This window comes from Enterococcus sp. GC34 (assembly GCF_040886645.1).
Lineage (GTDB): Bacteria > Bacillota > Bacilli > Lactobacillales > Enterococcaceae > Enterococcus > Enterococcus faecalis.
In genome coordinates this window covers 244,951-268,060 of sequence record NZ_JBFOEF010000002.1, presented here as the reverse complement: position 1 = coordinate 268,060, position 23,110 = coordinate 244,951, and the positions used below count along the sequence as shown (strand labels likewise).

The window sequence follows — 23,110 nt, the reverse complement described above, 5'->3', positions numbered from 1 at the left end:
TTCGGAAATAAGCCGGAATTATCCAAAAATTAAAGAACAATTTTCGGAAATTCCTTCTTATTTCTCGGAGTTAAACGCTTCTGTCCCGACCTCTTTTACGTTCATGTTAGTTGTTTTTACCAAAAATTCTTAAGAAAGCTAAGAATAAGTTGATGAAGTCAAGGTATAATTGTAATGCGAAGAAAACGGCCATCCCAGTACCTGCTTGATCACCTGTTTGCGCATAGACTTGGCGTATACGTTGGTTATCATAAGCAGTAATTCCTGAGAAAATTAGGACCATTAAAATGGAAATAAAGAATTCTACAGCATTACTGTGTAAAAGGAACATATTTAGCAACATCGCAATGATAATTCCGATTAAGGCACTATAAGCGGCATGACCAACTGCTGATAGGTCTTTCTTCGTAAAGACACCTACTAATGACATCGCGCCAAAGGTAGCTGCTGCACTTAAAAATGCGCCGGCCACTGTTCCACCAGTATACATTAATAACGTCACGGATAAAGTGACACCATTTAATAATGCATACGCAACAAATCCTGCAATCGCAATGGTTGGATTCTTCTGTGCTTTTGCGCCTAGATATAAAACTAAGCCAATTTCAACAAGCCAAATCATCCAAAAAGCTAAGCTTGATTGGAATAAAGTAGCTAGAACAGGTAAAAAGACAGTTGTCATTGCATAAGCCATGATTGCGCTAATACCAATTCCTAACGCTAAAAATCCGTAAATTTTGGCATAAAATTTATTCAAACCTGTTCCAGTTTGGATATACTCTTGATTATTCATAAGTTAAAGTCCCTTCTTTCTCTGTTAGTTCATCAATCGTCACTTGAGGTGGTTGAACCATCACCACTGCATCTAACACGCGATTTTCTTGCTCATTAACAGCCTCAACTGAAATGGTAATCACATCTTTCATTTTGTCGACTTTGATTACTTCTAATTGGAAAGTCAATGTTTCGTAATGAAAAACGGGTTCCACAAAGTTCACAGAGAAATTCACAACATGTGAACCTGGTCCTGGTAAATGTTTTGAAATCGCACTAGTGATAATTCCCATCAACATAATTGATGGTACGATTGGTTTTTCATATTCTGTTTTTTGGGCATAATCATGTTGGATATATAAAGGATTCGCATCATTGGTCAAGCCCAAGTAAAGTAATAAGTCCTTGTCTTCAATTGACTCTGTCAAGGACAACGAATCTCCCTCTTCGATATCTTCGATGGTTTTGCCTAATTTTCTCGGTTTTCCGATATTCAAATTAGTACACCTCCGTTATTGATAAGATAATTGTACCAAAATGTACTTAAAAGGCAAGTTAAAAAGTAGTCTTTAAAGGATGTTTAAACAAAACCAACTTATCTGCCATGCTAGATTTTAAAAACAAACAACGGAACAGGAGCAGCTTCTTATTTTTTGAAGCCAGATACCCCTGTCCCGATTTTATTTATGTTCTCTTATAAAACGTTTCTAGTTGTGTTACTTAGTAATGTTTCGTAGGCTTGTTCAAATTTCTGAACGTCGCCAGCGCCCATAAAGACAACCACTGCATTTTCAAAATCTAGTAAAGGTGACACATTATCTTCGGTAATTACTTGTCCACCTTTTTGAATTTTTTCACCTAAATCTTCAATGCGTACCTCGCCTTGTGTTTCACGCGCAGAGCCAAAAATATTACATAAGAATACTTCATCTGCTAAATCCAGTGCTTCAGCAAATTCATCCATTAAGGCAATTGTTCGTGTAAATGTATGCGGCTGGAAGACAGCAATAATTTCTTTATCAGGATATTTTTGACGAGCGCCATCAATCGTTGCTTTAATTTCAGCTGGATGGTGTGCATAATCATCAACAATAATCATGTCACTGACTTTTTTCTCACTAAAACGACGTTTCACACCTTTAAAACTTAGCATTTCTTCTGCGACTTTTTGCATATCAAGTTTTTCAAAATAAGCCACAGCAATCACACCTAGCGCATTCATGATATTGTGATGGCCAAATGCTGGTAAGACAAAATGACCTACAAAATCATCCTTGTGATAAACATCAAAAGATGAGCCTTCCGTTGTTCGTTGAATATTTCGTGCTTGGATATCATCCTCTTCACTGACGCCATAATAATAAACTGGCACTTCTGATTCTAACTGACGAAGATACTTATCATCACCATAAGCAAAAATTCCTTTTTTGACTTGATGAGCCATTGTTTGGAACGCTGAAAAAACGTCCTCAATGCTCTTGTAGTAATCTGGATGATCAAAATCGATATTCGTCATAATCGCATAATCTGGTGAATAAGCCAAGAAATGACGGCGATACTCACACGCTTCAAATGCAAAGAAATCAGCATCTGGTTCGCCGTGGCCAGTGCCATCACCTATTAAATAACTAGTTGGATTGATACCACTTAATACATGTGCTAGCAAACCAGTCGTACTTGTTTTCCCATGTGATCCTGTTACAGCAATGCTTGTATAGGGTTCGATAAAACGAGCAATGAAATCGTGGTAACGAATTACTTCTGCGCCTAATTCGATGGCGCGGGCGATTTCCTCATGGGTATCTGGAAAAGCATTTCCAGCAATAACAATCATGTCTTTATCAATATTATCTGCATTAAATGGTAAAATAGGGACACCTGATTTTTCAAGATCCCGTTGTGTAAAGAAATACTCTTCTACGTCTGATCCTTGAACGTTGTAGCCTTTTTGGTGTAAGACCAACGCTAATGAGCTCATGCCAGAACCTTTAATTCCGACAAAATGGTATAATTTGTTCTCTTGATTTCCCATTATAATCCTCTTCTCTGTCACTATATAAAACATACCTTTTTTAAAAAAATTTCAATCATACGAGATTCATTATCGTATAAAACAAAAAAATAATCAACTATTAAAACAGAATAAAAAACTTACATGTTTCAAATCCACATGCAAGTTTCATCTCTTAACTAAAATATTTACTGTTTTCTAATACAGAACTTGAATCTTCTAGCATCCCACTTAATGGTTTATCCAAGATGCCCTTTTTCTTCTCTTCTGTCACAGGTGCTTCCGGCTCCACTTGAGCATTCGCTTTAGCTAATTTTTTCCCATAAGCAGTTTGACTTTTAGCATTTTTCTTTGCGGCATTCAAACGGGAACGCGAACGTAAATCTAACGCATCTTCGCCAAAACGTTCTAAGTCTGGTTTGATTTGTTGATATTGTCGTCTAGTTAAAGGAATCTCAGGTTCTGAGGTTGGAATATTAAATTTCCGCACCGTTGGATCTTCTTCCGTATCTTTCACTTGAAAAGCCGTTGGTTCATCATCAAGAATCACATATGAACGACGATCTTTTTTCATTGCTTTTAGCAACTCTTCTTCAGTAAAACTAGGTTCCTGTTCCTCAGGAATCACAGAAGCCGGGATATATTTAGGAACAAAATAAGAAGGTGTCGTTTTTTGCACTAATGGTGATGCGGCAGGTCTACTTGGTTTCGCTACGACTTCTTTTTTTTTATACGTTTGTGTCCAGCCATTTCCTTTTGGTGTCCCAAAAAGGCTATTATTTTTTTTCGTTGCTTGTTTATTTTTCGTTGCTTTACTAGCATGTTTTGTATAGTCTGGCAAATTAGAACGATGACGTGCTAATTGCTCTTGTTGTGCTGCCGTTAATTGTTGTGTTTGTTTATTTGTAGTTGATTGATTCGTTGTTGGTTGTTGGACGGATGGTGTGCTTTGTCTAGTATCTTCGGCAGATGTTGCAGTTCTTCTGCTACCAGACATTGCTTTACCAATCAGATCATCTTGAAATAAGTTACGTTCATTATCTGTTGGTAATTTTACGCCCTGTTCATCATCATAAGCTGGAAAACGGAAATGTTTTCTCTTCACTTGAGCATTATCCATTGCGGTCATTCCTTTTATTTTTCTTTCTCATTAGTTTAACACATTCTCAATGAATACTAAAGAACTTGCCTGAATTTTTAAGAGAACAAAAAAGAAACCTCTGTTTAAAAAGGTTTCTTTTTCTGTTTATTTATCTAGTTGTAATTTGGCAAAGTCCGCTTTGATTTGGATGAACGACTGAAATAATTGTAAAAACTGAAAGAGCCGCGCCCGATTTTCAAATTCATTTCTTGTTTGCGGCAATGGTTTTGTGCGATAGGTTTCATAAACGTTCTTAATTCGATTCATAATTTCTTGTCCATCATTATTCTCTGCAAATGTTTCTGCCGTATATTCCAACAATTGTTGAATATAGCGAACTTGTTGCGCATCAACAGTAATATCTTCTAATAATTCCAACATGTTTTTTAGAATATTACTTTGCATTTTTCTCATCGCAAAGTACTCTAAATAGTACGTATTGGTAGACAGCAATTGATTCTCGGCATGATTTTTGGCCCACGTCTCGCCTGTGCGAATAAAGGTTTTTAAATCTGCACAATACATGACCAAATTTCGCTCTCCTGCAGCGTTGTTTAAATGTAGCGCCATTTCCCTTAAAATTTTACGAAACATTGTTTCAATGACTTCTTGGTCTTCTCTTAAACGTTTTTCTGTATCAGGCATATAAGAATTAGCTAATAACGCTAGTCCCACACCAATACTCATTAATAAAAACTCATTTCCAATAATCGCCCAAGAAAGATTTTTTTCGACTAAATAATGAGTTACCAAAACGGAACTCACAACAATCCCATCAGATAATTGAAAATACACAGCTGCTGGAATAAATAATAACAAAAAAATACCAAAAGCAATCGCTGTAAAACCTAAAAAAGTAAAACAAATATACGCTAAAATAGTTGCTAAAGCTAAGGATAACAAACGATAAATTCCTGTAATGACAGATGTTTTTTTCGTGCTAGTAACACTTAAAACTGAAATAATCCCTGCCGAAGGGGCATAAAGTAATCCCAGTTTTTCCGCAATAATCATTGCTAATGCAGCGCTAATGGCTGTCTTGACTGTTCGTAAACCAATTTTCATGCATACTCCCCTTAAAAAATAATAATTCTTCACTTTTCTCTAGTAATTTTACCTCTATTTCGGTTATCATTAAAGAGAAAAGTTATTTAGGAGCGAATATTTATGATAGTGGGTCGATTTCGTTTAGGCATGCGAACGTTAAAAACAGCAATTGCTGTCATGCTGTGTATTCTTTTATTTCAATTTTTCCATCGTGGCTCACCTATGATTGCCTGTTTAGCAGCTGTTTTTTCGCTAAGACAAGATTTAAATACCAGTTTGTCTTTTGGAAAATCGCGCATTATTGGAAACACATTGGGTGGCTTTTTAGCTTTGCTTTATGTATTAGCACAAGATTATTTTCCTAATCAAAACTTAGTAGAATTACTGCTACTACCACTTTTAGTCATTATCGTCATCGTTGTTTCTGATGGGATTAATAACAATGCTGGAATCATTTCTGCAACTGCGACACTTTTAATGATTTCTTTAAGTATTCCGCAAAGCGATTCCTTTCAATACGCAATGGAACGTGTGTTGGATACATTCATTGGGACCTTTATAGCGATTGGTTTAAACGTCTTTTTACAACCTAAGCCAGCAGAAGAAGCCCATGAAATTTCTGAAGATTTAGCTGAATTAGAAAAGAAAGAAAAAGAACTAGAAGCTTTACGCCAACAAGTTCAAGCGCGGATTGCCGCAGAAGAAAACACTGACGACAAGGCAAATAAATAAAGAAACAGCCGATTGAAGAGAATAACAATCGGCTGTTTCTTTATAGTTCCCAATTCGTTTTTGCTTGAAAGTTGGCGGCTGCGCCAATCAAGTTGGCATCATTTTGATAATGGCAGGTCACGATTTCTGGAACAAAATCTTTTAATTCAAAGGTTTGTAAATGCGTTAGCATCCGGCGATTAATCTCTGCTAATAAGCCTTCTTTAGCAGAAACACCGCCTCCAAGTACAATTATTTCAGGATCATAAGAAAACTGTAAGCCGAATAATCCTTGTGTTAAATAATCATAAAAATTATTGACTTCTTCGCGAGCAACCTCATCCCCTCGTTGTGCCAGTTCAAAAACTTCTTCTCCTGTCACCGCCTGTTTTTCGACTCCAATTCGTTCACAATAGCGCTGAGCCATTTTGACAGCTGTGCCAATTTCACTGAATGTTTGGCCATTACTTAAAAAGTTCAGTCCAAACTCGCCTCCATATAAATGAGCGCCTTTGTACAATTCGCCATTGCGAAAAATCGCTCCACCAATTCCTGTCCCAATAACGACAAAAAGCACTTCTTTTTTTCCTTTCGCTGCGCCTTCATATATCTCAGCTAAACCAGCACAATTCGCATCATTTTCGATAGTCACTGGTAAGCCAAACAACGCTTCTAATTCTTCATAAATGTTAAAATGATGAATATATGGAATGGCAGAAATCCCTAAAATCTGTTGACTTTTTTCGTCAATTACTCCAGGTGAACTAAAAGCAACACCACTAATCGACTCATTTCTTTTGTCTGCATAAACCGAATATAAATGCGCTTTCATTTCTTCCCAAGAGCCAGGTGTTGGAAAGCTCCCTTGATTTGTTAATTCTTTGCCTGTCCAAACGCCGTATTTCACGGAAGAACCGCCAAGATCAAATGCTAAAATTGCCATATTTATCCATCCTTTTCTACTTCTGTTTTCTTATTTCTTCGATACGTATACGGTCCATGATAGGTCTCATCAGGATTTTTCGTCAAGCGAAATTTCAACGGAACATAGTCAATGCCGCCTTTAACAAAAGGATGACATCGTAAAATCCGTGCTACCCCCATCGTTGTTCCTTTGACACTTCCATGTGTATGAATTGCATCAATCATATATTGTGAACACGTTGGGTAATAGCGACAACGTGCAGGCAATCCTGGAGAAATAAATCGTTGATAAAAACGAACACCGCCGATTAACGGATTTTTCATAAAGTGCCTTCTTTCTAACTAATTCTTACTAAAGAATAGCTTGTTTTTTCATGTTTGGCAAGTCCTAGTTACGAGAAATCACACCAGGTGCACCTATTACGAATTCTTACATTTCTGTTGCTATCCAAATGAAAAAAAACGTGCTACACTATAAAAAAAGGAATGGAGGCTTAGTAAATGGGATTAAAATTTGAACGTTCCAATGACTTAGATAAACTCTTCGATTCTTTCGCCGTTGATCCATTAAAGAAAGAAGTCCCTCTTGAAGAACTGGCAAAACAACGACAAGAAGCAAAAAAAGAAGAAGCAAAAAAACAAGCAAAAGAGTAATTTTGCTTGTTTTTTTCTATAGAAACTTTTCAATTGCTGTCCAAGCTGCTTCTTTTCCTTCTTTTGTTTCAGAAGAGAAAATAATAAAGTCATCTTGTTTATCAAAATTCAAGGCTTTTTTGATGACACTCTCGTGTTTGTTCCATTTGCCCCGCGGAATTTTGTCTGCCTTAGTTGCCACAATAATAACTGGCAAATCATAGTATTTCAAAAATTCATACATTTGGATATCATCTTGGGTCGGCGGATGACGTAAATCAATTAAAGAAACGACTGCACGTAATTGCTCACGTTGCGTGATATACGTTTCAATCATTTTTCCCCACTTCGCACGTTCTGTTTTAGAAACTTTGGCATAACCATAGCCAGGAACATCCACAAAATGTAAGGCATCCTCAATTAAATAAAAGTTTAGCGTTTGCGTTTTCCCAGGTTTGCCTGAAGTTCTTGCTAAATTTTTACGATTAATCAAGGTATTAATAAAAGATGATTTCCCAACGTTCGAACGTCCAGCTAAAGCAATCTCCGGTAACTGAGATTCAGGATATTGTTTAGGGGATACCGCACTAATCACGATTTCTGCATTATGTACGTTCATTGTTTTCCTCCGTTCTTCTATTCAGTCTTTCATTCAAAAGCTTAACAAAAACAGCTCTTTCGGAGATCCGCCGAAAGAGCTGTTTTCAGCTTCAATCTTATACAGCTTCTTTATCTTTTTTGTTATAAATAATTGTTGGTTTACCGGTACCTTCAGCTGCCATTTTAGTAATGATAACTTTTTCAATACTTTCATCTGAAGGAACATCAAACATTACGTCCATCATAATTTCTTCAATGATTGAACGAAGTCCGCGTGCGCCAGTATTACGTTCAATAGCTTTGGCTGCGATGGCTTTTAATGCTTCTGGTTCAAATTCTAATTTAGTGTCATCAAGAGACAATAATTTTTGATATTGTTTCACCAAGGCATTCTTCGGTTCTGTTAAAATTCGAACTAAATCATCATTCGTTAATTTATCAAGCGCAGCCATTACAGGTAAGCGTCCAATAAATTCTGGAATTAAACCAAATTTCAATAAATCTTCTGGAATAATATGTTGCATGATGCTTTCTTCTTCATTTAAAGCAGAATTAGTTTTACCAAAACCAATAGTTTTTTCGCCTAAGCGGTTTTTAACAATAGTTTCAATTCCATCAAATGCTCCACCAACGATGAAGAGAACATTCGTTGTGTCAATTTGGATAAATTCTTGATGTGGATGTTTGCGGCCCCCTTGTGGTGGTACACTTGCAACTGTTCCTTCAAGAATTTTTAGTAAGGCTTGTTGAACACCCTCACCTGAAACATCTCGAGTAATCGAAACATTTTCACTCTTACGGGCAATTTTATCAATCTCATCAATATAGATAATGCCCTTTTCCGCACGTTCAACATTATAGTCAGCAGATTGTAGCAATTTTAAAAGGATATTTTCAACATCTTCCCCTACATAACCTGCTTCTGTTAAACTGGTCGCATCAGCGATCGCAAAAGGTACATTTAATGTTTTTGCTAACGTTTGAGCCAAGAAAGTTTTACCTGAACCTGTTGGTCCAATTAAACAAATGTTACTTTTTTGCAATTCAACGTCATCTTGAGTTGCAGCTGTTTCTGATTGATTCACACGTTTATAGTGATTGTAAACAGCAACAGAAAGTGTGCGTTTTGCACGTTCTTGTCCAATAACATATTCATTTAAAACATTTAAAATTTCTTGGGGTTTTGGCACATCCGTTAATTCTCGGACTGCTTCATCATAAAATTCTTCATCAATAATCTCTTTACATAGATCAATACATTCATTACAAATATAGACACCCGGACCAGCAACAATTTTTTTTACTTCTTCTTGTGTTTTCCCACAAAATGAACAACGAACGGTCCCGTTATTATCCGTATTGTCGTACATGTTCGTCACCCCTCTAAAAATCAAAAAATGACTGTCATCACAGTCTCTCATCATAATAGCACAAACCACTTTAAAATGCGAACATCTCAGATAGAAAGTTTTATTGTTCTTAGACTTCTTATGGTATACTACATTATATAAAAGCACTTTCATAAAAAGTGATTGTGTTGAAACAAATTGGAGGAATTGTGATGTTAGAACAAATTTTACTAGGTACCTATACTCGAAGAGCCAGCCAAGGCATTTATAAAATTGCATTAGATACGACACAAGGTCGTTTAACAGAAGCGACACTTTTGTTAGAAGAAACGAGTCCTACCTATCTTGCTCTGAGTCAAAAGGGCGAACTTTTTAGCGTCACTAGTGTTGACGGTGATGGTGGCACTGCCGCTTATCAACCAGAAATGGACCATTTTAACTTATTGAATAAAGTAACTGAGGAAGGTGCGCCGCCATGTTATGTAGCTGTTGACGAAAACCGACAACTTGTCTATGCAGCAAATTATCACCAAGGTATCGTTCACGTGTATCGTATCTTAGAAGATGGTTCTTTGGAAGATGCTGACAAAGTGATTCATACAGAGCCAACTGGTCCTCATGAAAACCAAAACAATGCCCATGTTCATTACACAGATTTGACGCCTGATCAACGCTTAGTCGTCTGTGATCTAGGAACCGATCGTGTGTATACGTATAATGTTAGCTTAGATGGAAAGCTTTCTGAAATCGCTCAATTCGTGACTAAGCCAGGGACTGGTCCACGTCATTTAGTATTCCACCCAACAAAATCATTGGCTTATCTATTTGGTGAATTAGATAGCACTGTTTCAGTTCTTTCATATAATGAAACAGATGGTTCTTTCACTGAATTACAAAAAGTTTCTACTTTACCCGCTGATTATGATGCGTTTAATGGTGGTGCTGCGATTCGTATTTCTTCTGATGGCCGTTTCCTTTATGCTTCAAACCGTGGCCATAACTCAATTGCTGTCTATGCTGTTTCAGAAAATGGCGAAGCGATTGAACGAATTCAATTAATTTCAACAGAAGGCGATATTCCGAGAGATTTTGATTTAGATCCTTCTGAAGATTTCATCGTTGTTGCTAATCAAGACTCTGATAATTTAACACTTTATCGTCGGAACCAAGAAACTGGCTTATTAGAAATGATTCAAAAAGATGTTGCTGTTCCCGAATGTGTTTGTGTTTTATTTGTATAATTAAGTTGACTATTTCCTTGGAAAATAACAGGAGTCAGATGCTAATTAATTTTTGCATCTGACTCCTGTTTTCTTATTTTAAACGATGGATTGGTTCTCCAATTCTTTAACGTATAAATAAAAAGAGCCAAAGTCTAAGCGATTCATTTGTAAAGATTCATGAATTTTTGTGAACCCTTTACTTTCGAAAAATCGAATCATTCTATGGTTTGTATGATTAGTTTGAGCATACATTTTACGTCTTCCTTCCCAGACTGCCCGTTTCTCCAATTCATGGAACAATAAACTGCCATAACCCTTGGCAATATAATTAGGCGAAGTTGCAAAGCGCTTTAGCCAAACAAAGTCTTGTTCCTGCTCCATACAGAACGTTGCCATTGAAAAAATCATTTCTTCGTGCACTAACAAATACAATCGTTTTTTTGTAATGTCTTCTTGGATATCTCCTTGAGAAGGATAGTCCTTTGTCCACTGTGTAATGCCCACAACGTCCATGTATGCCTTTACTTCTGTTAAAAATTGAAGAATCATCGGTAACTCTTTCTCATCAGCCACTCTAATTTTCATTGTGTATTCTCTTAATAAGGTAACAATAGAATCGACAAGACAATCACACTAATAATGCCAATGATGGTCGGTACACTCGTCCGTTTTAAAATTCTGATGGGACTAACTCCTACTGTTGATGCGACAATCATGACAACTGCTGCTACAGGAGAAATCGTTCTAGTTAAATTCGCGATCATCTGCATTGGCAAGGAAATTAAAATACCATCAATCCCAGCTTTTTCGGCAATCCCAGGGATTAGTTCGATAACCGCATAAAACATTGCCAGTCCACCACCGCTTAAAATTCCAAAAAGGGTCGTTGCACCGCTGAAAATTAAGGTCGTAACGATTCCTGCTGAACTTGACGCTTCGACAGATGCCATAATACTATCAATAATTCCTAACGTTTGAATCGCAGACGTGAATAATGAACCGCCTACGACAAGCATCACGACCTGACTAAACCCTTGCCCCATTCCTTTAAACATCTCGACAGCCGTATCTTGAACCTTTTTAAAAGATTTCAAGCGAAGCGTCTCAACCAATACCGCAATGAAGAAAGAAATAAATGTAAGAACAAAAATATCCATCGTTATTCCTTTGACAAACATTCCTGCGATTCCCACTCCAACAATTAATAATAGCGGTAATATTGGCAATATTGCATAAAATTTAGGAACATCAAATTCTTTTTGTTTGCTTAAGCCTTCTTCATTTAATGAGACATAGGCAGCCTCACTTTCTTTTTTATCGCAGTATTTTTGCCAGAAGTACTGTGCAACCGCAATGATTAATAACGATGGCAGCGAAATTTTGGCATTCCATACAACATAATTTAACACATCATAACCAAGGGTATTTGCGGCGATTACGTTATCCGCGCCTAAAGGTGTTGGCATGATAGTTGCCGTCATTGCAATCACACCTGCAGCAGTTAATGATGAAATCCCCATGCTGGCTAGCATCGGATATAATATAGACATTAAAATAATCGCTAAGCTTGATGCACTAGGAACTACTAGTGACATTAAATTTCCAATTAAAAAGACCACAGGGACAAATAACGATTTACGTTTAATCTTCATTAATGGTTTCACCAAAAAGTTGACAGCCATCTGATTGGCCCCGATTGCATTCATATAGCCTGAATAACCAAAAAGAATCATAATTACAATTCCTGCTGAACTCACTTGTGCAATAATTGTATCTTTAAACTTCAAGAAAATATCAAATAATCCAAAACCGGTTCCTTCTCCTGCAGGATAAATAGGATGTCCTAACATCCATGCACAGGCAAGTAGAACAAGCGCACCAATAATTAAACTGAGTGCGGGATGATAATTTTTTACAATCAAATAGGCTACAGCAACTAAAACGACCAATACCAATAAACTTTCAATCATACTTATCCTCCTTCAGTTAATTAACCGCTTTCATTTTTTCGACAACCCATTTTTGAAAAGCTTCAACATTTACATCTATACAGGCAACGGCATTCGTGTTTTTATGATACTTCATTTTTAAATCCGCAACAGTAGCTCCCGCAGCTGGACCTTCCAAAGCAACTTCAATGAACGTTTCAGTTGTCTCAAATAATTCTGGTGAAGTTAAATAGGCAATCGCGCAGACATCATGCATTTTCAAACCTGTAGTTAAACTGCCGCCTCTATAATGACGGAAAAGACCATAAAACATTTCCCCCACTCTGCCAAGCGCTCTGATGGCTGTTACTTCATGATTCGTTAACACAGCTTGACTTGTAACATCTAATCCTACCATTGTTAGCGGGACACCTGATTGGAAAACAATTTGTGCAGCGTGTGGATCGACATACGTATTAAATTCGGCACTTGTATTTGTATTTCCCCTTGCTAATGAGCCACCCATCATGACGATTTCTGCAATATTTTCTTTGACTTCTGGATAGAGGGTCAGTAACAAAGCAATATTCGTTAATGCAGCAATTGGAACAATGGTCAAAGGAACATCACTAGACAAAATTTCTTTTCGCATAGCTTCCACTGCATGAATATCTAAACACGTAGAGATAGGTTGCGGAAACTCAAAGCCATCCATGCCAGTCTCCCCATGAATCTCAGCAGAATCTTCCAATTGAATAAGTAACGGACAATTACACCCCTTGGCTACAGGAACCTTTTTCCCAAAAAAATCGACAAGTTTCAAAGCATTATTTGTTGTTTTTTCTACATCTACATTCCCTGCAACCGTCGTTATTAAGCGAACTTCTAGGTTAGGATGATTCAGTGCAATCGCTAAAGCTACAGCATCATCAATTCCTGGGTCCGTATCAATAATGATCGGTCTTTTCTTTGTATCCATTTTTCTTCCTCCATTCACATTTAGGAAAAACATTTCCGGAAACGTTTTCTTAATTTGAGATTAACAGCGCTTTCATTAAAAGTCAAGCAGAATTTCTAAATAATAAATAATTAGGCTTTTTCTTGACTTTCTGCTTTTAGAATGCTTACTATAAAAAAGAGTTCAGTGAAAGGACGAAAATGATGAATATTAAAGATATTGCAAAATTAGCTGGCGTTTCCGCTTCAACTGTATCCAAAATTATAAATAATAAAGATCAAACTATTAGTAAAGAAACCCGTGAGCGTGTCTTAAAAATCGTTCGAGATTACAACTACACACCTTACTCAGCAAATCTCGTCACAAATAGTACTACAAAAACCTTCGTGTTATTATTAAATAGCCATGAAACTTTTGAGGCTTGGGTTACGAGCTTTATTGATAAAGCTCAAGAAAATGGCTATAGCTGCTTGATTTTAAATAGTCACGGTAGTTTAGAACAAGAACTGAAAAATATTACCTCGCCAACTTTAAAACAAGCCAGTGGCATTATTTGGGACCCAATCAATGAAAACAGTAAACAATACGCGAAATTTATAGAAGAATTAACGATCCCTTACTATTTCGTCAATCACTCAACTAACGAATTGCCTTCTCTAGCGGGGCTTTATGAAGAAGCTAGTTATGTTTTAACCCAAGAATTATTACAGAATAACCATAAAAAAATTAGTTATTTCGTCACTAACCCAAAATATAAAGAAGCAATTATTGCAGGCTATAAAAAAGCCTTGTTTGATGTCAATTTACCCTTTAGTAAAGAAAATATTTTAACTACTATCCCTGCTGATTTCAGTAATCAGCTTATCACAGATGGGATTACGGGTATCCTTACCGATGACTATACCCAGGCTGTTTTTTTGGAACAGCTTTTAAAGCAGAGCGGTTTACGAACCCCCGATAATTACTCTTTACTCGCAATTAAGCGAAAAATTGATCGTTCATTTTTACCTGATCATATTTCTTCCGTCTTGTTAGATACAGAGACGTTTGGCAGCCAGTTAGCCTTGTTATTGCTTAACAAACGCAAAGAAAAAACAGCCTTGATTAATGAGGCTGAAAAATTGGTGCTAGATCACAAAAATACATTAGGCGTGTCTAGTGTTAATCCACATAGCAAAATGATTGTAGTGGGTAGTTTAAACGTTGATAATTATCTGTATTCAACAAATTTACCACATAACGGCAAAACAAATTTTCTGTCTAGCTATGCTAAATTCCCCGGCGGAAAAGGATTAAATCAAGCTGTTGGCTTAACCAAACTGGGCCATCAGGCCACCCTAATTGGTTGTTTAGGCTCAGACACAGATGCGAATTACTTATATAAAGAATTAGAAAAATACCACGTTACGACAGATGGTATCACACGTATTCAAGATACTGAGACTGGTCAAGCTTATATTTATGTTGAGACAAGCGGCGACTCCATGATTTCAATCTTACCTGGCGCAAACACAGCGCTTACGCCTAAAAAAATCGCACAGCAAAAACACCTATTTATGGATGCCAGTTTTTGTCTCATTCAAACAGAAATTCCTTTGTCTGCTGTTGAGAAAGCTTGTGAAATCGCCCAACATTCAGGGGTACCGATTATTTTAAAACCAGCTGCTATTCATCATATTCCAGTGAATATACTAGAAAAGGTTGATTTTTTCATTCCCAATGAAGATGAATTATTGGAACTTCAACCAGATACTGGTACATTAGAAGAGAAAGCGGCGTACTTCTTAGAAATGGGCGTAAAAAATGTCATTGTTACTTTAGGAAAAAAAGGCGTGTTATTAAAAACACCCCAAGTGTGCCACTATTTCCCTGCAACAGAAAATATAGCTGTGGATAGCACTGGTGCCAGTGACAGCTTTATCAGTGCGCTCGCCTCCTATCTTTCGAAAGGTTATCCGACTGAAGCATCCATTCAAATAGCAATTCAGGCTGCAGGATTTTCAGTTTCTAAAGAAGGGGTGATTGATTCTTTAGTTGATCACGTTACTTTGGAAAATTATTTGATAAAAAAAGAACCCGCTCTTTTTGCTCATCGTAACACCTGTGTCGACTGACACAGGTGTTTTCCTGCTGAATATCTTGTTATTTTCTCATAAACCAATGAGAATTGTTCTTTTTTATTACAATTTATTAGGCGAACTATTATAATAAAAGAGAAGTTATTACTAAGGAGTGAGTCTCATCAAAACACAAGATGCCATAAAAACATTTTTACTTTCAAAGAAAACACAAAAAAAATTGGCTGTCTTTTTATACTTAGCAAAACAAACAAACCTTGATTTATCTAGTGTTGCCCGAAAATTCGATCTTTCTACTAAAAATTTATCAATTTATCTTCGTGAAATTCAAGAAGACTTAGCAACCCTTCCTGAAAATACCTTAGAGATTCAGATCCATCACGGAAAAATTTCATTACATACGACTTCCAATGATTTTCTTTCCCACTATTTTTTATTATTTAATTATTACTGTGTCCATTCTACTGACTTCATTCTTTTTCAAGCAATTATCAAAAAAGAAAACAATTCTGTCTGGAAAGTGAGTCAAGAAACTAATTTTAGCTCATCTTACATTTACAAACGGTTAAATAACATTAATAAACTATTTGGTTTGTATGGAATTTCCGTCCATTTTTCCCCCTCCGCGAGTAAAGTGATTACAGGTTCTGAATTTCAAGTCCTATATGCTTTTCTTGATGTCTACTGGACCATCTTTTTAAATACCTTAGCCTTACCACGTTATACCTCTACTTATTTTGAAGATATACTGACGCAACATATTAAACCAGAAATTCTTGAACGCTTGGAACATGCTTCTCTACTAAAATTAAATTTACTTTTACACATCGCAAAATATCGCTTTCCATATACTTGTGAAGATGATCTCCAAAAAGAATTTGAAGAGCATCCTTATTTAAGGCTTTTCTCAGACTCAAAACAAACTATTTTTTGTTCCCAATCAAATTTTTCAGAAGATCAACAGCGGGTTGTAGATATCATTGCACCCATTGCCATTGATAATTTTGATTCAGCAAAACGAGCCAAAGATTTACTAGCTGCTCTAAATGAAATTTCTTGCCCAGAATATTTCTACGTTGATTCTTTATTAACCAATTTTTGCGAAGTTTTTCAAATTCCAAAAATGCGTGAATTTGATCGTCATTACTTCTTACTTATTTTATTTAAAAATATTATCTATAACCAATTATTTATTTCACAGCAACCAAATACCGCAATTCTAGATTTTTTAGTCAATAAAAATAGTACTTATCAAAAAGATTTACAGAAAGAAATTTATGCTTTTTATCAAAATTTTTCAGCGCATTCCCCTTATCAGTTAAGATTTAAGGATCAGGAGAACCCAATTTGGACATGTGAATTGTTGTTACGAATTTATAAGCACTATAGTCCCCGCAAAAAAATTAAAATTGGTGTTGCATATTCTCGCGATTTTTACATTGCTAGCTTTATTATGATGAAAATCAAGCAAGCATTTAGTGAGGATATTATTTTTGAACGAACCGATTTTTCTAGTTGTGATATTGTGATTACTGACTATCCCTTATTTGATTTACCAAAAGAAATTGACCGAATTTACATTTTAGAAGAAGAATTAACCCGAGAAGATTGGGAACTAATTTTCAGTAAAATAAGTATCGCCATTTTTGATTTGCAATATTAAAACAAACACCAAGCGCTAACCTGCCTCACCAACCATAATGAAAACAAGTGACCTACAAACTAGTTTCTGCCAGTTTTAGTCTGACAGAAACTAGTTTGTAGGTCGCTTGTATATTACTGTTCTTTTCTACGTTACCTTCAAAGACAATCTAGTAAATGGGTACACGTCGTATTTCAGTCCTTAAAGTGCTACTGTTCCACCGCTGATCAGTTTTTAAGCCTGAGACAAAAATCCAAAGTGTTTTTTGTCTCAGGCTCTTACATTTTTTCAACAAAGATGTTACTAGGCGCTACTTGAAGCTGAAAACTATTTTCTCTATCAAGATTCCTCATCAGTAGACTCAAATTTAAAACTTTTTTCTATAAAAGCGACTTCTTTTGCATATGTTTTTACAAAAGAAGAATAGTCTTTGGGATCTTTGACCTTTTCCGATTGGTCAAAAGAGAATTCTAATTCAAATCCCGTCCCATCTTTAAAGAGATAATATTTTGAGATGTCTGTATATCCTTGATTCCGTTTTAAAATATAGCCGGTTTGTACATCAGCAATTTTATCAATTGGGTATGCTTTGATAAACTCTTTACTTGTATCCAAATAATCAGAAAGACTGTTGACAAGATTGCCAGAAAGGTACATACCTGCCGATGTATAATAGTCTCTTTTTTTATAAAAACTGATATTGCCTAGATATTTTGTATCTGGATACTCCTCTGTAGAAGGTAAAATTAAAAAGTTCTTTTTTCCACTGGTTTCAATATCGGCATCGCCGATAATTTCTATTTGGTAGCCTTGATTAAATAAAAGTTTATTTTGTTCTATTGTGACTTTTAGTGGTTTTTCTAAATCAACAGGTCCAGTTGTGGTAAGTCCAGCTTCTTTTAAAGGATAAACATCTTCTGATGAAGCGGAGTAATCCCAATAATCATCTTTCTCTGCAAGATCAATATATACTATAAAGCCAATTGCTACAGCAATGCCTATCCAAATAATTTTTTTGTTCTTTTTTTGTTTTTTCTTTTTTTTCGACTGTGGTTTTACCACTTTTTTATTTGGGTTAGGAAGTTGCTTTACTGTGTCTGTTCTTGTGACAGGAAAAAACGACCATTTTGGCTTTTGAAAAAGTGCATCATATGTATCATAAAAATTCTTTTGTTTAGCCATTTTTTCTCTCCACTAATTTTTTTGATAAGGCAATTTCCTCAGATGCTTCGGAGACTAATCTTTCATAATCATCTGTGATACTTTCCGACAACACTCGTATGGTACTTAAGATACCATTGGTTGCAAGTGTTATTTCTTCTGTTGACAATTTATCTTCTTTAATACTTAAAAACCGTTCTGATGCTCGTAAAATCTCTGGTACCTTATGATATAAAAAATCACTAAAATGAGTAATTGCTTCTGGATACTTCACTAAGTGTTTAAAGATGCCCTTAGCGGAAGCAACACCCAGTTCTACTTGTTCAATTTTTTTTAAATTTCGTGACTTATTCGTTAGTTCGTTTAAATAAATAATTTGTTTTTTTAATTCGTCCATAATTCTTTGGTACATCTCTAGGTCACTGTCCGTTAGATGGTGCGTCGTTTGATATTTTTTTAGATTTTTTTTATAACGGAAATACATACGACCATTTCTATAAATAACCCAACCAATGTACCCAGTCCCCACTAACAAAACCATTATCCCTTTCAAATCATTTACTCCTTTTTAAATTAGTATATATTACTGAATAACACACTGTCCAGCTTAAAATTGACAAATAAGTATGAAGTGTTACTCCCCCAATTACTTGTGCACTTTTATTGTATCATATAGAAAAATTGTTCTGTTCCGCATTTGGACAAATTGTCTAAATGTCTAAGGAAATCTTTTTTGGTTTAAATATGTAGCAAAAAACACTTGCAAGAATTGATTACTTCTCACAAGCGTTTTTTATTGTCTAAAACAACTATTTACATTTCATTTTATTAAATAGTGAATAAATAAATTACTGCAGCTAATGAAGCACCTAAGATAGGTCCCACAATTGGCACCCAAGAATAAGCCCAATCAGAATCACCTTTTGTTTTCACAGGAATAATTTGGTGCGCTAAACGAGGTCCTAAATCACGTGCAGGGTTAATTGCATAACCTGTAGGTCCGCCTAATGATAGACCTAGTCCTAAGACCAAAATCCCAACAAGCATTGGGTTAATGCCAGCCGCTAAGTCGTTTTGAGAAAAGGCTAGTAAGCCAAAAACCAAGACAAATGTGCCGATAATTTCTGTTAAAACATTGGCTGGATAGTTACGGACAGCTGGACCAGTGGCGAAGGTTCCTAAAATAGCACCTTTGTCTTCTGTAATGTTCCAATGGGGTAAATAAGCTAACCAGACAACTAAACCACCAATAAAACCGCCTAGGACTTGAGCTACGATATAAGGTAAAACCATGCCCCATTCAAAGTTTCCAGTAATTGCCATCGCAACTGTTACAGCAGGATTTAAATGCGCTGGACTCATATACCCAGACATGTAAACAGCTAATGTAACAGCAGCGCCCCAACCTAAAGCAATAACGACCCAACCAGAAGCAAAGGCTTTGCTTTTCTTCAAGTTAACTGCGGCACAGACGCCATCCCCTAGTAAAACTAAAATCATCGTTCCGAAAAATTCACCGAATAATTGTGTCATCATCGAAGTTCCCATTTTTTCTTCACCCTACTTTCAAATTTTTTAAATCTGATTCTTCAATTACTTTTTCTAATGTTTCAATGTGTCGTGCTCTTTCTTCCACTGTCCACTGATAATGCTGTGCCATTTCTTCAATGACTCCCGCTTTCACTTGGTCCAAACGATCACGCATAAACAATAAGTGGTTGGTCCGTCGCAATAAAAAGTCGACGGGTGTTAAAGCCATTTCTTCTTCCATCGCATAGTTTAAAGAGACAGTTTCTGTTAAGGTTAAACCAGGAATTACTTTGGCATCATCAATCATTTCAAAAACAGTTGGTACGTTGGAGCCATATAAATGAGCTAAGTATAGTGCATCCTTTTCACTTAACCCTTTAGATACGCCATGTTTTGCCAACGCTTCTAATTCTTCGTCTACCGTTGCAGGGTTCAATTTTCCGCCTGAAACTGGATAGTTTTTAGAATCAATTAAGGTGAATTCTTTTTGGTATTCTTCTGCTAAGATGGTTTGAATCATTTTCATCGCACCTTCTGCCATTTTACGATAATCTGTTAATTTCCCACCAGCCAAAGTGAGCAAGCCATCCGCTGATCTTTCCAATGAGCTGCCTCGAGAGACAGCTGAAGGATTGACTTTATTTTCCACCAAACTGTCTTCCAGATGGTTTAGGACTTCTTCAATTTCTCGTTTATCTGTTTGATTTTTTTGGTATCTGTCAACGACATCAATGACTTCATCAATACTTTTATCTGAAAGTTTGCCATTGTTTCCCCCATTATAATCTGAGCCACCGTTAGCAGAAATTAAAGGTCGCAAGCCAGCCCAGCTGGCTTCAATATCATCAATTGTCAATTGTACCTCTGGATAACGATTATTGACTACTTCCAATAGGTAATCCACATCACTTTGTTCTACTGTTGGATGTTGAAAGTCTCCATGGTAATCTGTATCCGTCGTCCCAAAATATGTTTTTTCTTCTCTTGGAACAACGAAGACCATGCGGCCATCTTGTTTACCTGTATCAAAATACGTTGGTTGAGGAACATTTAAACGGCTTTTGTCGACAACTAAATGAACCCCTTTGGTTGGACGCATTTGTGGTGTAAATGAATCATTTTTGTCTAAGCCTCTTAATTTATCTGACCAAGGACCAGTAGTATTAATCACAACATCTGCGTGAATCTCAAACTGTTCGTCAGTTAGTAGGTCCTTTGCTTGAATACCAGTAATTTTCCCTTCATCATTGTATAAAAAGCCCACCGCTTGAACCCGACTCACAGCATGTGCCCCGTCAGCTACTGCTTGTTTAATATTTTCAATAACTAAACGAGCATCATTATTTCGGTAATCTAAATAAACACCGCCACCTTGTAGACCTTCACTTTTTAGTTGTGGCTCACGTGCCAAAACCTCTTCTTTTGTTAACAGATAGTTGGCGTACTTGGTACCTGTTACATCAGCTAACTGATCATATAAATCCATTGCTATTTTGACAGAAAATAGATTAAATGTTGCATTTGGCTCATCATAAATCGGCAATAACATGGGATCCGCTTTAGGGATGTGTGGCGCAATGGATTGAACGACGGCTCGTTCTTTCACTGTATCTGCCACCACCTCCACGTCAAACGTTTTCAAATAGCGGATACCACCATGAACTAATTTGGTTGATCGTGAAGAGGTGCCCTCTGCGAAATCCTGCATTTCAATTAACCCTGTCTTCATTTTAGCGGCACTGGCTTGCAGGGCAACGCCTGCGCCAGTAATGCCACCACCAATAATTAAGACATCTAAGTGTTGTGTTTTTAAAGCGTCGATTGATTGTCGGCGTGTTTCTATTGAGAAAGTCATAGAAAATTCCCCTTTTCCATTTACTTATTTTTACGTTTGAATTGTTGGGTAGCTGCTACTGCTTGTTGCCAACCTTCATATAAATCTTCTCGTTCTTCTTCCGCCATAATTGGTTCAAATTGTTGTCCTTCTTCTTGGAATGCTTTGATTTCTTCTAAGTCTTTCCAGAAGCCAACCGCTAAGCCCGCCAAGAAAGCTGCGCCTAAGGCCGTTGTTTCTAAGTTATGGGCTCTTTGAACAGCAGTGTTTAAAATATCTGCTTGGAATTGCATCAAGAAATCATTGTTTGCTGCTCCACCGTCTACTTTTAAGACGGGAATATCTATGCCTGTATCTTCTTTCATCGTGTCAATAATGTCACGAACTTGATACGCAACTGCTTGAAGTGTCGCTTTGACAAAATCTTCTCTCGTGGTACCGCGTGTCAATCCAAAGACAGCCCCACGCGCTTGTGAATCCCAATATGGTGCACCCAAACCAGTGAATGCAGGAACCACATAAACTTCATTGTGCCCTGTTGACGCTTTGGCTACTGCTTCAGATTCCGCAGCCGTTTGCAACATTTTTAAGCCATCTCGTAACCATTGAATCGCTGAACCAGCCACGAAGATACTTCCTTCCAAGGCATAATATACTTTGCCGTTAATGCCATAGCCAATAGTGGTAAGCAGATTATTTTTAGAAAGTTGAGGTTCTTCGCCAGTGTTCATGACAATAAATGAGCCTGTTCCATAGGTATTTTTAACCATCCCAGGTTCAAAGGCCATTTGACCAAATAAGGCGGCTTGTTGGTCACCAGCCATCCCAGCGATAGGAACTTCACTTCCGTAAAAATGGTAATTTTTTGTTAGTCCATACACTTCAGAGTTCGAAACGACTTTCGGTAACATCACTCGTGGGATATTTAAAAGATCCAAAATTTCTTGATCCCAATCTAAATCATGGATATTAAACAACATCGTCCGACTTGCATTTGAATAATCAGTGACATGAGTATCTCCCGTTAATTTCCAAACGAGCCAAGTGTCAATTGTTCCAAACAACAATTCGCCGTTTTCTGCACGTTCTTGTGCACCTTCTACATGATCTAAGATCCAACGAACCTTCGTTGCTGAGAAATAAGCATCAATGATTAACCCAGTTTTTTCATGAATCATTTCGCTGTAGCCATCTTCTTTTAGTTGATCGGCAATAGGTGTCGTTTGGCGTGATTGCCAAACAATTGCGTTATAAATGGGTAACCCAGTTGCTTTGTCCCAAACAACGGTTGTTTCCCGTTGGTTTGTAATCCCAATTCCGGCAATATCTGTAGGTTTCACTCCTGACTCAATTAAAGAACCTGCAATAACGGATTGAACAGAATTCCAAATTTCATTGGCATTATGTTCCACCCAACCTGCATTAGGGAAATATTGAGTAAATTCCTTTTGTGAACTACCAATTTTGTTTCCTTTTTTATCAAAAATAATTGCACGAGAACTAGTCGTTCCTTGATCAATCGCCATAATGTATTTTTCTTCTGCCATGATAATTCCTCCTAAACGT

Annotated in this window: 22 protein-coding genes; 5 read left to right on the top strand and 17 right to left on the bottom strand. The window is 36.7% G+C overall.

The window, feature by feature from the left end; translation table 11 throughout:
- Positions 1 to 106: 106 nt before the first annotated feature.
- From AB3I72_RS03635 to AB3I72_RS03615, 5 genes are all read right to left on the bottom strand, one after another.
- Positions 107 to 793 (bottom strand): Bax inhibitor-1/YccA family protein, encoded by a 687-nt coding sequence (locus AB3I72_RS03635; protein WP_002357165.1) that lies wholly within the window; start codon positions 791 to 793, stop codon positions 107 to 109.
- Positions 786 to 1,271: a MaoC/PaaZ C-terminal domain-containing protein gene (locus AB3I72_RS03630; RefSeq protein ID WP_002357164.1), complete on the bottom strand. Its 486-nt coding sequence runs from the start codon at positions 1,269 to 1,271 to the stop codon at positions 786 to 788. The genes AB3I72_RS03635 and AB3I72_RS03630 overlap by 8 nt, the downstream gene beginning before the upstream one ends.
- 197 nt (positions 1,272 to 1,468) lie before the next feature.
- Positions 1,469 to 2,806, bottom strand: a complete 1,338-nt coding sequence (gene murC, locus AB3I72_RS03625) for a UDP-N-acetylmuramate--L-alanine ligase (protein ID WP_002357163.1) — start codon at positions 2,804 to 2,806, stop codon at positions 1,469 to 1,471.
- A gap of 154 nt (positions 2,807 to 2,960) precedes the next feature.
- Positions 2,961 to 3,914, bottom strand: a complete 954-nt coding sequence (locus tag AB3I72_RS03620) for a hypothetical protein (protein WP_002360064.1) — start codon at positions 3,912 to 3,914, stop codon at positions 2,961 to 2,963.
- 117 nt (positions 3,915 to 4,031) lie between these two features.
- Positions 4,032 to 4,991: an aromatic acid exporter family protein gene (locus AB3I72_RS03615; protein ID WP_061101376.1), complete on the bottom strand. Its 960-nt coding sequence runs from the start codon at positions 4,989 to 4,991 to the stop codon at positions 4,032 to 4,034.
- A gap of 102 nt (positions 4,992 to 5,093) precedes the next feature.
- Here AB3I72_RS03615 and AB3I72_RS03610 point away from each other — a divergent pair, with 102 nt between their 5' ends.
- Positions 5,094 to 5,705 (top strand): aromatic acid exporter family protein, encoded by a 612-nt coding sequence (locus tag AB3I72_RS03610; RefSeq protein ID WP_002395185.1) that lies wholly within the window; start codon positions 5,094 to 5,096, stop codon positions 5,703 to 5,705.
- Positions 5,706 to 5,745: 40 nt separating this feature from the next.
- Here the strand turns inward: AB3I72_RS03610 and AB3I72_RS03605 are convergent, their stop codons facing one another.
- Together AB3I72_RS03605 and yidD are read right to left on the bottom strand one after the other, a co-directional pair.
- Positions 5,746 to 6,627, bottom strand: a complete 882-nt coding sequence (locus tag AB3I72_RS03605) for an ROK family protein (RefSeq protein WP_061101377.1) — start codon at positions 6,625 to 6,627, stop codon at positions 5,746 to 5,748.
- Positions 6,628 to 6,629: 2 nt separating this feature from the next.
- Complete coding sequence (gene yidD / locus AB3I72_RS03600) at positions 6,630 to 6,932, bottom strand: membrane protein insertion efficiency factor YidD (RefSeq protein WP_002357157.1); 303 nt, start codon at positions 6,930 to 6,932, stop codon at positions 6,630 to 6,632.
- Positions 6,933 to 7,109: 177 nt separating this feature from the next.
- On the opposite strand from yidD, the gene AB3I72_RS03595 reads away from it, so the two are divergent.
- On the top strand, positions 7,110 to 7,262 hold the full coding sequence (locus AB3I72_RS03595) for an SPJ_0845 family protein (RefSeq protein WP_002362024.1): 153 nt from the start codon (positions 7,110 to 7,112) through the stop codon (positions 7,260 to 7,262).
- A gap of 16 nt (positions 7,263 to 7,278) precedes the next feature.
- Here AB3I72_RS03595 and yihA read toward each other — a convergent pair whose 3' ends face one another.
- Positions 7,279 to 7,860: a ribosome biogenesis GTP-binding protein YihA/YsxC gene (gene yihA / locus AB3I72_RS03590; RefSeq protein ID WP_002357155.1), complete on the bottom strand. Its 582-nt coding sequence runs from the start codon at positions 7,858 to 7,860 to the stop codon at positions 7,279 to 7,281.
- Positions 7,861 to 7,957: 97 nt separating this feature from the next.
- On the bottom strand, positions 7,958 to 9,211 hold the full coding sequence (gene clpX, locus AB3I72_RS03585) for an ATP-dependent Clp protease ATP-binding subunit ClpX (protein WP_002357154.1): 1,254 nt from the start codon (positions 9,209 to 9,211) through the stop codon (positions 7,958 to 7,960).
- Between the two features lie 191 nt (positions 9,212 to 9,402).
- Here clpX and AB3I72_RS03580 point away from each other — a divergent pair, with 191 nt between their 5' ends.
- Entirely contained in the window at positions 9,403 to 10,431 is a 1,029-nt protein-coding gene (locus tag AB3I72_RS03580) for a lactonase family protein (RefSeq protein WP_033624585.1), read from the top strand.
- Between the two features lie 78 nt (positions 10,432 to 10,509).
- On the opposite strand, the gene AB3I72_RS03575 is transcribed toward AB3I72_RS03580, so the two are convergent.
- Genes AB3I72_RS03575 through rihC form a run of 3 tightly spaced genes read right to left on the bottom strand, consistent with a single transcriptional unit; the run spans position 10,510 to position 13,353 of the window.
- Complete coding sequence (locus AB3I72_RS03575; protein ID WP_002379553.1) at positions 10,510 to 10,998, bottom strand: GNAT family N-acetyltransferase; 489 nt, start codon at positions 10,996 to 10,998, stop codon at positions 10,510 to 10,512.
- Between the two features lie 11 nt (positions 10,999 to 11,009).
- Entirely contained in the window at positions 11,010 to 12,383 is a 1,374-nt protein-coding gene (gene dcuC, locus AB3I72_RS03570; protein ID WP_368023580.1) for a C4-dicarboxylate transporter DcuC, read from the bottom strand.
- Positions 12,384 to 12,399: 16 nt separating this feature from the next.
- Complete coding sequence (rihC, locus tag AB3I72_RS03565) at positions 12,400 to 13,353, bottom strand: ribonucleoside hydrolase RihC (RefSeq protein ID WP_002383111.1); 954 nt, start codon at positions 13,351 to 13,353, stop codon at positions 12,400 to 12,402.
- Positions 13,354 to 13,499: 146 nt separating this feature from the next.
- On the opposite strand from rihC, the gene AB3I72_RS03560 reads away from it, so the two are divergent.
- Together AB3I72_RS03560 and AB3I72_RS03555 are read left to right on the top strand one after the other, a co-directional pair.
- Positions 13,500 to 15,413, top strand: coding sequence for a PfkB family carbohydrate kinase (locus AB3I72_RS03560; RefSeq protein ID WP_368023578.1), 1,914 nt, complete (start codon positions 13,500 to 13,502; stop codon positions 15,411 to 15,413).
- Positions 15,414 to 15,531: 118 nt separating this feature from the next.
- Positions 15,532 to 17,040, top strand: a complete 1,509-nt coding sequence (locus AB3I72_RS03555) for a helix-turn-helix domain-containing protein (protein ID WP_002357145.1) — start codon at positions 15,532 to 15,534, stop codon at positions 17,038 to 17,040.
- A 318-nt stretch (positions 17,041 to 17,358) separates the two neighbouring features.
- Here AB3I72_RS03555 and AB3I72_RS03550 read toward each other — a convergent pair whose 3' ends face one another.
- The 5 genes from AB3I72_RS03550 to glpK all read right to left on the bottom strand — a co-directional run bounded on the left by AB3I72_RS03550 (position 17,359) and on the right by glpK (position 23,091).
- Entirely contained in the window at positions 17,359 to 18,201 is an 843-nt protein-coding gene (locus tag AB3I72_RS03550; protein ID WP_368023577.1) for a hypothetical protein, read from the bottom strand.
- Positions 18,194 to 18,721 carry a 5-bromo-4-chloroindolyl phosphate hydrolysis family protein gene (locus AB3I72_RS03545; RefSeq protein ID WP_025189862.1) on the bottom strand — a complete coding sequence of 176 codons (528 nt, stop codon included), beginning with the start codon at positions 18,719 to 18,721 and terminating at the stop codon, positions 18,194 to 18,196. Before AB3I72_RS03545 ends, AB3I72_RS03550 begins: the two co-directional genes overlap by 8 nt.
- 287 nt (positions 18,722 to 19,008) lie before the next feature.
- A complete protein-coding gene (locus tag AB3I72_RS03540) occupies positions 19,009 to 19,728 on the bottom strand; it encodes an MIP/aquaporin family protein (RefSeq protein ID WP_002357140.1) in 720 nt (239 codons plus the stop codon).
- 7 nt (positions 19,729 to 19,735) lie between these two features.
- A complete protein-coding gene (glpO, locus tag AB3I72_RS03535; RefSeq protein ID WP_061101228.1) occupies positions 19,736 to 21,565 on the bottom strand; it encodes a type 1 glycerol-3-phosphate oxidase in 1,830 nt (609 codons plus the stop codon).
- A gap of 20 nt (positions 21,566 to 21,585) precedes the next feature.
- Complete coding sequence (gene glpK / locus AB3I72_RS03530) at positions 21,586 to 23,091, bottom strand: glycerol kinase GlpK (protein WP_061101229.1); 1,506 nt, start codon at positions 23,089 to 23,091, stop codon at positions 21,586 to 21,588.
- Positions 23,092 to 23,110 lie beyond the last annotated feature (19 nt).

Coding starts and splice junctions, on each gene's coding strand:
- AB3I72_RS03635 (WP_002357165.1), bottom strand. CDS start 793: ATGAATAATCAAGAGTATATCCAAACTGGAACAGGTTTGAATAAATTT.
- murC (WP_002357163.1), bottom strand. CDS start 2,806: ATGGGAAATCAAGAGAACAAATTATACCATTTTGTCGGAATTAAAGGT.
- AB3I72_RS03620 (WP_002360064.1), bottom strand. CDS start 3,914: ATGACCGCAATGGATAATGCTCAAGTGAAGAGAAAACATTTCCGTTTT.
- AB3I72_RS03615 (WP_061101376.1), bottom strand. CDS start 4,991: ATGAAAATTGGTTTACGAACAGTCAAGACAGCCATTAGCGCTGCATTA.
- AB3I72_RS03610 (WP_002395185.1), top strand. CDS start 5,094: ATGATAGTGGGTCGATTTCGTTTAGGCATGCGAACGTTAAAAACAGCA.
- AB3I72_RS03605 (WP_061101377.1), bottom strand. CDS start 6,627: ATGGCAATTTTAGCATTTGATCTTGGCGGTTCTTCCGTGAAATACGGC.
- yidD (WP_002357157.1), bottom strand. CDS start 6,932: ATGAAAAATCCGTTAATCGGCGGTGTTCGTTTTTATCAACGATTTATT.
- AB3I72_RS03595 (WP_002362024.1), top strand. CDS start 7,110: ATGGGATTAAAATTTGAACGTTCCAATGACTTAGATAAACTCTTCGAT.
- yihA (WP_002357155.1), bottom strand. CDS start 7,860: ATGAACGTACATAATGCAGAAATCGTGATTAGTGCGGTATCCCCTAAA.
- clpX (WP_002357154.1), bottom strand. CDS start 9,211: ATGTACGACAATACGGATAATAACGGGACCGTTCGTTGTTCATTTTGT.
- AB3I72_RS03580 (WP_033624585.1), top strand. CDS start 9,403: ATGTTAGAACAAATTTTACTAGGTACCTATACTCGAAGAGCCAGCCAA.
- AB3I72_RS03575 (WP_002379553.1), bottom strand. CDS start 10,998: ATGAAAATTAGAGTGGCTGATGAGAAAGAGTTACCGATGATTCTTCAA.
- dcuC (WP_368023580.1), bottom strand. CDS start 12,383: ATGATTGAAAGTTTATTGGTATTGGTCGTTTTAGTTGCTGTAGCCTAT.
- rihC (WP_002383111.1), bottom strand. CDS start 13,353: ATGTTTTTCCTAAATGTGAATGGAGGAAGAAAAATGGATACAAAGAAA.
- AB3I72_RS03560 (WP_368023578.1), top strand. CDS start 13,500: ATGATGAATATTAAAGATATTGCAAAATTAGCTGGCGTTTCCGCTTCA.
- AB3I72_RS03550 (WP_368023577.1), bottom strand. CDS start 18,201: ATGGCTAAACAAAAGAATTTTTATGATACATATGATGCACTTTTTCAA.
- AB3I72_RS03545 (WP_025189862.1), bottom strand. CDS start 18,721: ATGGTTTTGTTAGTGGGGACTGGGTACATTGGTTGGGTTATTTATAGA.
- AB3I72_RS03540 (WP_002357140.1), bottom strand. CDS start 19,728: ATGGGAACTTCGATGATGACACAATTATTCGGTGAATTTTTCGGAACG.
- glpO (WP_061101228.1), bottom strand. CDS start 21,565: ATGACTTTCTCAATAGAAACACGCCGACAATCAATCGACGCTTTAAAA.
- glpK (WP_061101229.1), bottom strand. CDS start 23,091: ATGGCAGAAGAAAAATACATTATGGCGATTGATCAAGGAACGACTAGT.